The sequence below is a fragment of the Streptomyces sp. NPDC087906 genome (assembly GCF_055584925.1).
The window spans coordinates 265,734-278,700 of sequence record NZ_JBVJLC010000001.1 but is presented as its reverse complement, the minus strand read 5'-3'; the positions used below and the strand labels follow the sequence as shown (position 1 = coordinate 278,700).

The window sequence follows — 12,967 nt, the reverse complement described above, 5'->3', positions numbered from 1 at the left end:
CCGGCAGGCGGACGGCCGACACGCGTCGGCTGCGAAAGATGTAACAGCACGTCAGGCCGATCTCTCCGGACCGACGCCGAAGCCGGTGGGCGCGTGCAGCATGGACATGCCATTACGGGCGTGGGACTCTGACGGCGGCACAGACCGTGCGGGTGGTGGCCGACAACGTTGTCCACACTGGTCGACCCGACCTGCCCGCACGGCCTTACGTACTCACCCCCCACCCGGGGAGGACGTACCTCTCCGGAGAGTAGGAGCTGCCTCCATGAGACGCGCCGCCATCCTGTTCGGCTCACTCGCCCTCGCCGCCACCGGCTGCCTGATCGGCACCGCCCAAGCCGCCCCCGCGCCCGCCCCCACCGGCTCGCACAGCACCTCCGTATCGGCCGCCGACCAGCGCGCGGCGGTACGGTTCTGGACCGCCGACCGGCTGCACGGCGCGCGGGACATGCCCGCCCCGGCCGCCGCTCCCGCCGCCGCGTCGGTGCCGTCGTCCGCCGGTCAGGCGTCCGCGGCGGTGTCCCGGCCGTTCACCGAAGTACCGCCGGCCGCCGCGCCCGCCGACGCTGCCGTACGGTCGGCGAAGTCCGTCGCGGCCTCCGCGCCGACCGCCTGGACCGGCGGCGGACTGATCAGCACCACGGCGGGCAAGGTGTTCTTCCAGCGCGCCGACGGCGGTACGTTCACCTGCTCGGCCACCGTCGCCAACAGCGACAACAAGTCCGTCGTCCTGACGGCGGGCCACTGCGTGGTCGACGCGGGCACCGGCGAGGTCTACCGGAACTGGGTCTTCATCCCCGGCTACGCCAACGGCAACCGGCCCTTCGGCACCTTCACCGCCACCCAGCTCTTCCACCTCGACCAGTACGTCTCCTCGGGCGGCAACGCCAACTGGGACTTCGCCTTCGCCCGGGTCGGACAGGTCAACGGACGCTCGCTCGTCGACACCGTCGGCGCGCAGGGCATCGCCTTCAACTCGGCCACCGGCCGGCATGTGCACTCCTTCGGCTACGGCGGCTCCGCCGCCGAGGGCAGCGGCGAGCGGCTGAACCACTGCGAGGGCGACGAGTTCATCGACGGCGGCCGGCCGGGCTCCACGATGTGGGGCATCGACTGCGTGCAGAGCGGCGGATCGAGCGGCGGCGGCTTCCTGGCCGACTTCGACACGGCCGCCGGCGCGGGCGCCCTCATCGGCAACATCAGCGTCAGCGCCGGGGCGAACGAGTACCACCCGACGCTGGGCAACGAGGCGCTCGACGTCTACCGGCAGGCCGGCGCGGCCTGACAGGCCCCAGGGCCTGATGCGCAATCCGGGCATACGGCCCGGAGCGCCGGGTAGGGAGGGCGGACGGTGCACCCGTACCGTCGGGATGCACCGCCGCCCGTCCCGTCCGCTCCCAGGAGGCGCAGTGAAATTCGGCATCTCGACCTTCATCACCGATCAGGGCATCGCGCCCGCCACCCTGGCTCGGGCGATCGAGGAACGCGGCTTCGACTCGCTGCTCATCGCCGAGCACTCGCACATCCCGGCCAGCCGCAGGACCCCCTACCCCAACGGCGGCGAGCTGCCGGAGAAGTACTACCGCACCCTCGACCCCTTCGTCGCGCTGGCCGCGGCCGCCAGCGTCACCGACCGGATCCTGCTGGGCACCGGCATCGCGCTGGTGGCGCAGCGGGACCCGATCCACACGGCGAAGGAAGTCGCCTCGCTCGACGTCGTGTCGGCGGGACGCGCCGTGTTCGGCGTCGGCGTCGGCTGGAACCGCGAGGAGATGGCGAACCACGGCACGGACCCGACGAGCCGGGGCCGGCTGGTGAACGAGCGGCTGGCCGCCATCCGCGCACTGTGGACGGAGGAAAAGGCCGAGTTCCACGGCGAGTTCGTGGACTTCGACCCGGTGTACGCCTGGCCCAAGCCGGTACGGCAGCCGCACCCGCCGATCTACGTCGGCGGCGGCCCCGCCGCGTTCCCGCGCGTCGCCGAGTTCGGGGACGCCTGGCTCGCCAACTCCGTACCGCCCGCCGACCTCGGCGCGCAGATCGAGCGGATGCGCGAGACAGCGGGCCGCGAGGTGCCGGTGACGGTCTTCGACACCACGTACGAACCGGAGGACATCGCCGCCTACCGCCAACTCGGCGTGGAGCGGCTGCTGTTCGAACTCCAGCCGCGGCCCGAGGACGAGACGCTGTCGCAGTTGGACGAGATGGCGGCGGTCGCGGCCGCCACCGCCCTGTGACCTGCGGGTGCCGACACTGACGAGCGCGCAGGCCAGGGACCGGCTCGCGGTGAGCCGGGTCCTGCGCCTCGCCACCGCCGACGCCGAAGGCCGCCCGCACCTGGTGCCCGTCGTCTTCGCCCTGGCCGGCGACACGCTGGTGCTGGCGGTCGACCACAAACCGAAGCGCACCACCCGGCTGAAGCGGCTCGCCAACATCGCGGCCAATCCGGCCGTGTGCCTGCTCGCCGACGGCTACGACGAGGACTGGGACCAGTTGTGGTGGGCCCGCGCCGACGGTCTGGCCCGGGAGCTGCCACCGGCGTCCGAGAGCGCCGTTTCGGCGGGGCAGGTGGCCCTGCTGGTGGCCAAGTACCCACGCCAGTACGCCGATCGGCCGCCGGCCGGACCGGTGGTGGAGGTCGCGGTCAGCGCCTGGAGCGGCTGGACGGCGAGCGACGCGGACTGATTCCCAAGGTTCAGTCGCTCAGCCGGTGCAGGCGTACGTCCCTCAACGCGGGCCCCGCCGAGGACGTCGCCGCCGCCACCTCCGCCGTGAGGTACGTACGGTACGGCTGCCGGCGCCGGTCCGTCGGCGAGCCGGGATTCAGCAGCCGCAGCCGCCCGTCGTCGGCGTACGAGTCCCACGGAATGTGGCTGTGCCCGAACACCAGCACATCGAGATCGGGGAACCGCTCGGCGCAGCGCCGCTCCCGCCCCTGCGCCTGGCCGGTCTCATGCACCACCCCGAACCGGAGCCCGTTCAGCGTCGCGTACGCCACCTCGGGCAGCCGGGCGCGCAGTTCGGCGCCGTCGTTGTTCCCGTACACCCCGATCAGCCGCGCGGACCGCGCCTCCAGCAGGTCCAGGGTGTCGGTGTCCACCCAGTCCCCCGCGTGAATGACCACGTCGGCCTGCGGAATCGCGTCGAGCAACGCGGCGGGCAGGCGCTTGGCCCGCTTGGGGAGATGGGTGTCGGACATGATCAGCAGCCGCATGTACGCACCTTAGTGAGTACGGCGGACACGGCGAGCGAGGCGAACCGCGCTCGGTCAGTCCGACGGCAGCAGCCCGTGCCGCATGGCCGTCGTGACGGCCGACGTGCGGTCGGAGACGCCCAGTTTGGCGAATGCCCGCTCCAGGTGCGTCTTCACCGTCGTACCGCTGATGAACAGCCGCCGGCCGATCGCCGCGTTCGTATGGCCCCGCGCGACCAGCCGCAGCACCTCCAGCTCGCGCTCCGAGAGCTGCGGCCGTTCGGGCGCGCCGCCGCGCAGCCGGGACAGCAGCGTCTTGGCGACGGACGGTGCGAGCACCGTCTCGCCGCGGGCCGCCGCCCGTACGGCGTCGGCGAGTTCGCCGCGTGAGGCGTCCTTCAGCAGATAGCCGGCCGCGCCCGCCTCGACGGCGCGCAGGATGTCACGGTCCGTCTCGTACGTGGTCAGCACGACGACCCGGACGGCCGGGTGGGCGGCGAGGATCTTCTCCGTGGCCTCGACGCCGTCACCGCCGGGCATCCGCAGGTCCATCAGGACGATGTCCGGCGCCAGCCGGCCGCTCAGTGCGAGCCCCTCGGGGCCCGACGACGCCTGGCCGACCACCTCCAGGCCGGGCTCGGCGTCGAGCATCCCGCTCAGCCCCTCCCGTACCACCGGGTGGTCGTCGACGAGCAGAATCCGGATCGTGGGGCGGCCCGTGGCATCCATGGCCTGGCTCATGCGGTGGCCTCCAACCGGGTCATGGGGGTCGTGCCGTCATCGGCGCCCGCCGCCTCCGGTGCCAGCGGCAGCCGTACGGTCAGCGCGGTGCCCTCGCCCGGCGTACCGCACACGACGGCCGTTCCGCCGATCTCGGCGGCGCGTGCGCGCATGCCGGCCAGACCGTAACCGCCGCTCCTGGCGGCCACCTCGGGATCGAAGCCGCGCCCGTCGTCGGCGACCGTCAGCTCCAGGGCCTGGGGGGAGTACGTCATCGTCACCGCGACCCGTCCCGCGTGCGCGTGCTTGCGGATGTTGGCCAGCGCCTCCTGGCAGGCGCGCAGCGCGACGACCTCGGCGGCGGGCGGCAGCCGCCTCCGGTCGACGGCGACCGCGCCGTCGACCCCGTTCCCGGCACCGACCTCGACGGACCCCTCGATGCCCAGCTCCTCGGCGAGCCGCGCCACCAGCCGCCGTACGGCGTCCTCCAGCGACCCGGAGTCGAGCTGGGCCGGGGTGAGCGCGGCCACCAGGGCGCGGGACTCGGTGAGATTCTCCCGGGCGGTCCGCTTGATCAGACCGATATGGCGGCGGGCCTGGTCCGGGTCCCGGTCGAACTCGGACTCCACCGCCTCGCTGAGCATGACCAGGCTGGTGAAGCCCTGCGCCAGCGTGTCGTGGATCTCCCTGGCGAGCCGCTCCCGCTCCCTGAGCGCGCCGTGCGCGGCGGACAGCCGGGCGATCTCCTCATGGCTGGCGTCCAACTTGGCGATGAGCGCGGCCCGTTCCATGCTCTGGTCGACGATGCGCTGCACCCAGCCGCCGATGACGGCGGAGAACGCGGTGATCAGCACGGCGAAGACCACGGTCTGCCGGAACCCGTCGGAGTCGTTGCCGCTCACCAGACCGCCGAGAAGCGGAATGAGTCCGCTCCCCGCTATCGCCACCATCGCCCGCCGCCTGCTCAGCAGCATGCAGAGCTGCGGCCCGATGGCGAAGAGCACGTTGGACGCGTTCGGGCAGAGCACCGCCGCGGGGACGAGCAGCACGGCGGCGAGGACGAAGTAGACCGCGCTGCGCGGCGAGTTCTCCGTACCGTCGCGGAACAACTCCCTGCGCCCCGTGAGCAGATAGAGCGGCAGCAGGAGCAGGACCAGTACGGCGGAGGTGAGCCGCGCCGCCGTACTGAACCCGCCGGACAGCGCGACGGAGGCTTCGGTGAGGACCAGGACGACGACGAAGTACACGTTCCACTTGCGGGCGTCCCGCTGCCACACATGGCCGGCCCGGCCCTCGGCCCCGCCCGGCGCCGTCATCCGTCCCGCCGGCTCTTCCAGCGGAAGGTCTTCAGACACAGCAGCAGCCCTCCGATGCACCACGCGCCCAGGACCAGGGCGATCCGGCCGTACTCCCACGCCCCCGCCTGCTCCAGCACCTTCGCCTGGTCCGGCAGGAACACACCACGGAAACCCTGGCACATCCACTTGAGCGGGAAGAGGGCGCCCACCTTCAGCAGCGGTCCTGACATGCTGTCGATGGTGATGTAGACACCGGAGACGAACTGCAGCACCAGGAACGGCAGGGTGATCACGGCGCTCGCGCTCTTGGCACCGCGCGGCACGCTGCTCACCGCGATCCCGAGCAGCGAACACGCGGCGAGACCCAGCAGGAACACCCAGCCGAAGGTCAGCCACTTCAGGGGATCGGTCGGCAGCTCAAGATCGAACAGGGTGACCCCGACGGCCAGCAGCAGGACGGTCTCGGCGATCCCGCTGACCAGCACCAGCCAGAACTTGCCGAGGAAGTACGCGCTGCGCGGCATCGGCATACCGCGCAGCCTGCGCAGCACGCCCTCGTCGCGCTCGGAGGCGATGCCGATGCCCAGCGACTGGAAGCTCGTGGCCATCAGGCCCGCGCCGAGCATCGCCGACACGTACAACTGCGAGACGGTGATGTCCGTGCCCTCGACCTGGTCCTGGAAGATCGAGGCGAACAGGCACATCAGCACGGCGGGCAGCGCGAAGGTGAAGACGACGGCCTCGCGGGCCCGGAAGAACTGCCGGATCTCGATCCCGCCGCGCAGCAGCCCGAGCCGGAACGCACCGGGCAGGGCGCGGGCTCCGGGGCCGGACGCACGGGGAGACGGACGGCGGGTGTCGGGGGACGGTACGGCCGTGAGTTCGGTGCCGCCGGTCATGCCGCTGCCTCCTGCTTGATCATGCCGAGATAGATGTCCTCCAGGGACGGGCGCCGGACGGACAGCTCGGGGATCTCGCCGCCGAACCGCGCGGTCAGCTCGCCCACCACGGCGGTCGGTGCGTCCGTCTGCCGTTCCTGGCGCCCCTCGGGCCCGGTCCACGAGACGGTCGCCCTGGCCTGGGCGCGTCCACCGAGGGTGGCGGGCTCACCGACGGCGACGACCCGGCCCCTGACCACGACGGCGAGCCGGTCGGCCAGCGCCTCGACCTCGTCCAGGTAGTGCGAGGTGAGCAGCACCGTCGTACCGCCGTCGGCGAGCAGCCGGATCAGCTCCCAGAACTGCCGCCTGGCGGCGGGGTCGAAGCCGGTGGTGGGCTCGTCGAGGAAAATCAGCTCGGGGTCGCCGATGACGCCGAGGGCGACATCGACGCGCCGCCGCTGCCCGCCGGACAGCCCGTCGAGCCGGGACCCCGCCTTGTCGGCGAGACCGACCAGCTCGATCACCTCGTCGGGGTCGCGCGGGTCGGGGAAGTACCGGGCGAAGTGCCGTACGGTCTCGGCGACGGTCAGCTCGCCCGGCGTGACCTCGTTCTGCCAGACGATCCCGATCCGCGACCGCCACCGCCGCCCCGCGCGCCCGGGGTCCTCGCCCAGGACGAGCACCTCGCCGGCGTCCCGGTCGCGGTGCCCCTCAAGGATCTCGACCGTGGTGCTCTTACCGGCGCCGTTGGGCCCGAGGATGCCGAAGACCTCGCCCCGGGCGATGGTCAGGTCGAGCCCGTCGACGGCGACGAAGTCCCCGTACGACTTGCTCAACCCCCTGACGTGTACCGCTTGTTCTGTCATGCCTCCAGATTCCCCGGGCGGCGGCGGCGCCGGGACGGCCGACAGGACGGCCGGCTGTCCTCCGATCGGAGGACAGCCGGTCGGAGGTCGGTCACCGGTCGGCGGGCACCTGGTCCCTGACGGCCTTCAGCAGGATGTCGTGCGTCGACCGGTCGGCGGCCACGATCAGCCCGCCGGCGCCGGTGTGCACCGGCTCGCCGTAGATACCGGTCACCACACAGCCGGCGGCCCGGCACAGGGCGATCCCGGCGGCGAAGTGCACGCTGTCGCGCAGCAGTCCGTCGGTGACGTACGCGGCCCGCCGCCCGGCGGCGACCCAGGCCACCGCCAGCGTGGTGGAGACGACGCGCGGCCGGAGCTGCCCCGCGAACTCGGGAGCGGTCAGAAGCCGGGCCGCGCGGAAGTCCGGCGCGTTGGGGAAGGGCGGATCGAGGTTGACGTCGACGAGCCCGGCCCCGAAGGCAGGCACCAACTCCGCGTCCGCACCGTCCTTTCCCACCCGGGCGCGTACGCCGTCGGTCCAGAACACCTCGCCGCTGAAGGGGTCGGCGGTCGCGGCAGCCGTGACGTCGGACCCCACGCGCAGGGCGACGTTCACGCCGACGAGCATGGTGCGGGCGGCGTAGTTGAGCGTGCCGCACAGGGGATCGACGAGCCACCTGCGCCGCGCACCGGCCGCGCCGGTGTCGCCGCTCTCCTCGCCGGTGACGGCGTCGTCGGGCCGGGCGGCTCGCAGGACGTCGAGGATCGCCTGCTCCGCGGCGAGGTCGGCGGCCGTGGCGAAGTCACCGCCGGACTTGTCGAACCGCTCCAACGGCGTCCCGTACAGATCGCGGACGACGCAGGCGCCTGCCTGGGCGGCGGCGAAGGCCAGTTGGGCATCAGAAACCATGGCCGCAGGTTAACGGCGGGTGTCCACGACGTCCGACGGCTTCCGGACCAGCAGACACCCCTGCCGGAACCGCTCACCCTCCCCGGGCACCCGCACCAGCCGGGAGACCTCGACCAGACCGTGCGGGCGCAGCAGTTCGGCGAGGCGCCCGGCCGACCAGCGGTACGCGGTGGTGACGGCGTGGTCGAACTCCTGCGGCTGCTCGGACGTTTCGTCGTCGGCGTGGAAGAAACCGAGCAGCAGATGACCGCCCGGGGCCAGCACCCGCCCGAACTCGCCGAAGACGAGGGGCAGTTCCTCGGGCGGGGTGTGAATGACCGAGTACCAGGCGACGATGCCGCCGAGCGCGCCGTCCTCGATGTCCAGCGCGGTCATGGACCCCGCGTCGAACCGCAGCCCGGGATGCGCCTCCCGGGCCAGCGCGACCATGGCGGGCGACAGGTCGACCCCGCACACATCGAGCCCGAGATCCCGCAGATACCCGCTCAACCGGCCGGGCCCGCACCCCAGATCGGCGACGCGCCCGCCGCCCCCGGCCCGCACGAACTCGGCGAAGGCGCCGAGCATGGCCCGGTCCAGCGTGGCGCCGGCCAGGGCGTCGCGGAAGAGCGTGGCGTAGCGGTCGGCGACGGCGTCGTAGGAGTCGCGGGTGGCAACGAGATGGCGGGCGTCGGTCATGAGGCGGGCTTCCACTCCTTGACGAGGAGCCCGAGCAGCACCTCGTCCATGAACTCGCCCATCACCCACGCGGAGGAGCGCAGCACGCCCTCGCGGACGAAGCCGTTGCGCTCGGCGGAGCGCAGCATCGCGGTGTTGTCCGACAGCGTCTCGATCTGCAACCGCTGCATGCCGCGCACGACGAACCCGTACTGGCACAGCACCCCGACCGCGTCGGTGCCGAAGCCCTTGCCACGGGCGGACGGCAGCAGCCCGAGCCCGACGTGCGCGTACCGGTTGTGGTTGTCGATGCCCCACAGCGACGCGGCACCGAGCAGCGCGCCGCCGTCCAGCGCCACGACGGAGAAGGAGATGTTCCTCTGCTCCTCGTCGTCCACCACGGCAGGCGATTCCTTCGACCCGGGCGTGATGGGCCGCCACGGCTGCCCCTCGGACCGCGCGGCGTTGACCACGTCGTCGTAGAGCTGCGCCTGCAGAATCGGAATGTCCTCGTCATGTCGGGCCCTGAGCCCGACGTTCTTGCCCGTCAGCATGCAGGCTTCCTATCCGACGGAGCTGACCTGCGGCAACCGAATTGGCGGGCCGGGGAACGGGCCGGTCGGTGGGACAGGTGTGACTGGTGTGACAGGAGGTGGTTTATGGGGCGGCCATCCCGCACCTTTTGCGTCCCCCGTTGCGTCAAGCGCACCTCAGGGCACATACCGCCCAGACCCCCGCCGGTTTATGAGTATTGGCTTAAGCCTCGCGTGGAAAACCGAATCCCGGGCACGGGCTCGAAGTGGAAGGTATCTCTCCAGCACACTCCGGAAGAGCCGCCGAAGGCTCCGTACTCGCCCCGCCGCGGCCGGTGCCCACCGCCTCGCCGACCGTTACCGGGGGCCGGGGCTATCCCTCCGCGCTGCGGGGGCGGGGGCGGGTGCGTGGGGTTGACGGGTTGCGGACGCTGGCCGTTCTGCTCGTCATCGTCTACCACCAGGAGCCGGAGCTGCTGCCCGGCGGCGCCCTCGGGGTCGATGTCTTCTTCACGATCAGCGGATTCGTCATCACCCGCCTCCTCGTCGCCGAGTTCGCGCGCACCGGCGATATCGCCATGCGGCCCTTCTACTGGCGGCGCTGGATCCGGCTGGTCCCCGCGCTGCTGACGCTCTGCGTGGTCTGCGCCGTGCTCGCCTTCACCGGGCTGCCCGGTTTCGACGGCGCGTGGGCGTCGATCGCCCTGTCCGCGACCTTCCTCGTCAACATCGTCCGGGCCGTACAGCCCGGTCTCTACTCCGACAGCACCTCCCTGCTCGCGCACAACTGGTCGCTGGGGGTCGAGGAGCAGTTCTACCTGCTGTGGCCGCCGATCCTGCGGGTGCTGCTCGGCAAGGTCAGGCCGCGTACCGTGCTGCTCTGGACGCTGACCCTGTGTCTGCTGCCCGTGGTGTGGCGGTGGGAGCTGTGGAGTCCGACGGCGGCGCACCGCATCTACAACGGCACCGACACCCGCGCCGACCAGCTCCTGGCCGGCGCGCTGCTGGCCGTGGTGGTGGCCCGGCTGCACGCCGAGGACCGGCGGCTGATCGCGCTGCGCAAGTGGTCCGTGCGGCTGGCCTGGCCGGCGCTGGCCGTGCTGGGGCTGATCGTCTGGCAGATCCCGATGACCAGCGCCAACGGCTGGACGCAGGCCTGGTACACGATCGGTTTCCTGGTGACGGCGGTGCTGTCGGCGACGGTGGTCGCCTCGCTGGAACTCCAGCCGCGCACCTGGCTGTCCCGGGGCCTCTCCCTCGCGCCCGTCGCCTGGGTCGGCCGCAATCTCAGCTACGGGCTCTACCTCTGGCACTACCCGCTCGGCCGGCTCCTGTCCGACCTCGGCGTCCGCGACACCTGGCTGCTGTACGCCACGCTGGCCGCCAGTTTCGCCGCGGCGACGGCCTCCCACTACCTCGTCGAGCGCCCGCTGACCCGGCGGCACAGCCGACGCGCGAAAGCGGCGGCGGCCCGTCCCGTACCGGCGGCAGCTCAGTAGTGGTGCAGGTGGCGGCGGGCCGCCATGAGGATCTTCTTCGTGTTGGACGCCGACTCGGCCAGCGCGACCATGCGGTCCATGGCCTCCTTGTGCTCGCTGACCTCGTTCACCTCGTCGAGGTAGAGCGCCCCGGTCAGATACTCGATGTACACCATGTCGGGCACTTCGGGAACATCGAAGCGGAACAGGACGAACGGGCTGTAAGTGCCCGGGTGGTGTCCTGCGGCCAGCTCGGCGATCTGGAGCGTCACGTTCGGCAGCTCCGTCGCCTCCAGCAGCTTCTCCACCTGCGCGCGCATGATGTCGGGTGACGAGCCGACGGGTCTGCGCAGCACCGTCTCGTCCATCACCACCCAGAACGTCGGCGGGTTCTCCTCGCGCGTGAGCAGTGCCTGGCGCTCCAGGCGCAGCGCGACCGTACGGTCGATACGTCCAGGATTGGCCCGGCCCACCTCACCGCTGGTGAGGATCGCGCGGGCGTACGCCTCGGTCTGGAGCAGGCCGGGCACGAAGTGCGGCTCGTAGCAGCGGATCGTCTTCGCCGCCTCTTCGAGGCTGACGTAGCCGCTGAACCAGTCCGGCAGTACGTCGTGGAAGCGCTGCCACCAGCCTGGCTTGTTCGCCTCGTCCGTCATCTGCAGGAACGCGCCGACGTCCGCCTCGGGAACCCCGTAGGCGGGCAGCAGGATCTGCAGATACGGGATCTTCAGCGCGACCTCGGCCATCTCCATGCGCCGGACCGTCGCGGCCGTCACATGCAGCAGTTTCGCGGCCTGCTCACGGCTGAGACCCGCCTTGTCCCGCAGGGCGCGAAGCTGCCTGCTGAGTACGAGTTGACCTATTGTCGGGGCCGATCTGGCTTCGCTCACACCCCACCCCCCAGCACCGCCATGGCCGCAGTCTGCCACAGGGAGATCAACACGAACCCTCTGTTGTCGGCGGTTCTTGAATTGTGAACCGAAATGGGCCGAGCAACCGCTTTCAAGCCATTAGGAATATGCCTCAGTCATACCGGGCGCACGATCATCACCTCATCGGGTCCTGCCGGCCGGTGGGACCATGCATCCTGAGAACCTTCGATTCAGTCACTCCGAACTCCGCAACACCCCAACTCCGCAACTCCGCACCGGCAGAGGAGCTTCCGTGGATCGCGACATGAACACCGACGACGAGCAGCGGCTGCGCGGGGCGCTGCTCAGCCGGATCAGCAGCGAGATCGCCGAGAAGGGCTGGGCGCGCTGCCCCGCCTGCACCCCCGAGGAGCGCACGATGCTGCGCGAGGTCGGCCGGGCGCTGAGCGAGCGGTGGGGCCGGGTGGTCGAGGTGGAGGCGGAAGACGCGTGTTCCATGCTCTTCCGGGACCTTCCGGGGTGAAGACCCTCATTCCAGGACGGGTCCGGCGCAAGCGTGAACAAAGAGCGGCGGCACAAGACACCAAAGTGAACCTCCGGCATCAGGAGAGGTACCTTCCAGTGACCGGTTGATGGATGAGGCCGATAGAATCAGCCTCTGACGTTATCGAGAGCTGGAGTGATCTGGAGTGACGCGACCGCGTGTGGGTGTGGCGGTACTGACCATGGGGACCAGGCCCGTCGAGCTGAGGGCACTGCTGGACTCCGTGGCCAAGCAGCGTGAGTCCGCGCACCGGATCGTGGTCGTCGGCAACGGCGCGCCGCTGCCCGAGCTGCCCGAGGGCGTCGTCGGTGTGGAACTCCCGGCGAACCTCGGCGTCACCGGCGGGCGCAACGTGGCCATGCGCAAGCTCCAGGAGGCCGGTGACATCGACATCCTGGTCGACCTCGACGACGACGGCCTGCTCATCGAGGCCGACGTGATCAGCCGGGTCGCCGATCTGTACGAGGCGGACCCGAAGCTCGGCATCGTCAGCTTCCGTATCGCCGACGAGACCGGTTTCACCCAGCGGCGGCACGTCCCTCGGCTGCGCGCCGACGACCCGATGCGCGGCGGCGAGGTGACCACCTTCCTCGGCGGCGGGCATGCCCTGTCCATGCCGATGCTGGAGCAGACCGGCGGCTGGCCCGAGGAGTTCTTCCTCACCCATGAGGAGACGGACCTCGCCTGGCGCGCGCTCGACGCCGGCTGGAAGATCCGCTACGTGCCGGAGCTGGTGCTCCAGCATCCGCGTACGTCCCCGGCGCGGCATGCCGAGTTCTACCGGATGACCGCCCGCAACCGCGTATGGCTGGCGCGGCGTCATCTGCCCGCCCTGCTCGTGCCGCTCTACCTCGGCACGTGGATCCTGCTGACCGTGGCCCGCACGCGCTCGCTCAGCGGGCTGCGCGCCTGGTTCGGCGGCTTCTTCGAAGGCGTACGGACGGCGTGCGGCGCGCGGCGCCCGATGCACTGGCGTACGGTCCGGCGCATGACGGCGCTGGGGCGGCCCCCCGTCATCTGACGGCGCTCAAGT

At 71.3% G+C, this 12,967-nt stretch carries 15 protein-coding genes; 6 read left to right on the top strand and 9 right to left on the bottom strand.

Features of this window, described 5'->3' with window-relative positions:
• Positions 1-265 precede the first annotated feature (265 nt).
• The 3 genes from ACZ63I_RS01225 to ACZ63I_RS01215 all read left to right on the top strand — a co-directional run bounded on the left by ACZ63I_RS01225 (position 266) and on the right by ACZ63I_RS01215 (position 2,685).
• A complete protein-coding gene (locus ACZ63I_RS01225) occupies positions 266-1,285 on the top strand; it encodes a trypsin-like serine peptidase (RefSeq protein WP_469334174.1) in 1,020 nt (339 codons plus the stop codon).
• A gap of 124 nt (positions 1,286-1,409) precedes the next feature.
• The gene (locus ACZ63I_RS01220; protein ID WP_469334173.1) at positions 1,410-2,237 is read left to right on the top strand and encodes an LLM class F420-dependent oxidoreductase; all 828 of its coding nucleotides are present in this window, start codon (positions 1,410-1,412) and stop codon (positions 2,235-2,237) included.
• 7 nt (positions 2,238-2,244) lie between these two features.
• On the top strand, positions 2,245-2,685 hold the full coding sequence (locus ACZ63I_RS01215; protein WP_469334171.1) for a TIGR03668 family PPOX class F420-dependent oxidoreductase: 441 nt from the start codon (positions 2,245-2,247) through the stop codon (positions 2,683-2,685).
• 10 nt (positions 2,686-2,695) lie between these two features.
• Here the strand turns inward: ACZ63I_RS01215 and ACZ63I_RS01210 are convergent, their stop codons facing one another.
• The 8 genes from ACZ63I_RS01210 to ACZ63I_RS01175 all read right to left on the bottom strand — a co-directional run bounded on the left by ACZ63I_RS01210 (position 2,696) and on the right by ACZ63I_RS01175 (position 9,061).
• The gene (locus ACZ63I_RS01210; protein ID WP_469334169.1) at positions 2,696-3,214 is read right to left on the bottom strand and encodes a metallophosphoesterase family protein; all 519 of its coding nucleotides are present in this window, start codon (positions 3,212-3,214) and stop codon (positions 2,696-2,698) included.
• Positions 3,215-3,268: 54 nt separating this feature from the next.
• Positions 3,269-3,934: a response regulator gene (locus ACZ63I_RS01205; protein ID WP_469334167.1), complete on the bottom strand. Its 666-nt coding sequence runs from the start codon at positions 3,932-3,934 to the stop codon at positions 3,269-3,271.
• Positions 3,931-5,268: a sensor histidine kinase gene (locus ACZ63I_RS01200; protein WP_469334166.1), complete on the bottom strand. Its 1,338-nt coding sequence runs from the start codon at positions 5,266-5,268 to the stop codon at positions 3,931-3,933. Before ACZ63I_RS01200 ends, ACZ63I_RS01205 begins: the two co-directional genes overlap by 4 nt.
• Complete coding sequence (locus tag ACZ63I_RS01195; protein ID WP_469334164.1) at positions 5,226-6,110, bottom strand: ABC transporter permease; 885 nt, start codon at positions 6,108-6,110, stop codon at positions 5,226-5,228. Before ACZ63I_RS01195 ends, ACZ63I_RS01200 begins: the two co-directional genes overlap by 43 nt.
• Positions 6,107-6,958, bottom strand: a complete 852-nt coding sequence (locus tag ACZ63I_RS01190; protein ID WP_469334163.1) for an ABC transporter ATP-binding protein — start codon at positions 6,956-6,958, stop codon at positions 6,107-6,109. Before ACZ63I_RS01190 ends, ACZ63I_RS01195 begins: the two co-directional genes overlap by 4 nt.
• A 91-nt stretch (positions 6,959-7,049) precedes the next feature.
• Positions 7,050-7,850 carry an inositol monophosphatase family protein gene (locus ACZ63I_RS01185; protein WP_469334162.1) on the bottom strand — a complete coding sequence of 267 codons (801 nt, stop codon included), beginning with the start codon at positions 7,848-7,850 and terminating at the stop codon, positions 7,050-7,052.
• A gap of 9 nt (positions 7,851-7,859) precedes the next feature.
• Complete coding sequence (locus ACZ63I_RS01180) at positions 7,860-8,528, bottom strand: class I SAM-dependent DNA methyltransferase (protein ID WP_469334160.1); 669 nt, start codon at positions 8,526-8,528, stop codon at positions 7,860-7,862.
• On the bottom strand, positions 8,525-9,061 hold the full coding sequence (locus ACZ63I_RS01175) for a GNAT family N-acetyltransferase (protein WP_469334159.1): 537 nt from the start codon (positions 9,059-9,061) through the stop codon (positions 8,525-8,527). Before ACZ63I_RS01175 ends, ACZ63I_RS01180 begins: the two co-directional genes overlap by 4 nt.
• Positions 9,062-9,444: 383 nt before the next feature.
• Here ACZ63I_RS01175 and ACZ63I_RS01170 point away from each other — a divergent pair, with 383 nt between their 5' ends.
• Complete coding sequence (locus tag ACZ63I_RS01170) at positions 9,445-10,539, top strand: acyltransferase family protein (protein WP_469334157.1); 1,095 nt, start codon at positions 9,445-9,447, stop codon at positions 10,537-10,539.
• Here ACZ63I_RS01170 and ACZ63I_RS01165 read toward each other — a convergent pair.
• Positions 10,533-11,408: a helix-turn-helix domain-containing protein gene (locus ACZ63I_RS01165; RefSeq protein ID WP_469334155.1), complete on the bottom strand. Its 876-nt coding sequence runs from the start codon at positions 11,406-11,408 to the stop codon at positions 10,533-10,535. The two genes, ACZ63I_RS01170 and ACZ63I_RS01165, sit on opposite strands and share 7 nt — an antisense overlap.
• 274 nt (positions 11,409-11,682) lie before the next feature.
• On the opposite strand from ACZ63I_RS01165, the gene ACZ63I_RS01160 reads away from it, so the two are divergent.
• Entirely contained in the window at positions 11,683-11,913 is a 231-nt protein-coding gene (locus ACZ63I_RS01160; RefSeq protein ID WP_469334153.1) for a hypothetical protein, read from the top strand.
• A gap of 202 nt (positions 11,914-12,115) precedes the next feature.
• On the top strand, positions 12,116-12,955 hold the full coding sequence (locus ACZ63I_RS01155; protein WP_469335511.1) for a glycosyltransferase family 2 protein: 840 nt from the start codon (positions 12,116-12,118) through the stop codon (positions 12,953-12,955).
• Positions 12,956-12,967 lie beyond the last annotated feature (12 nt).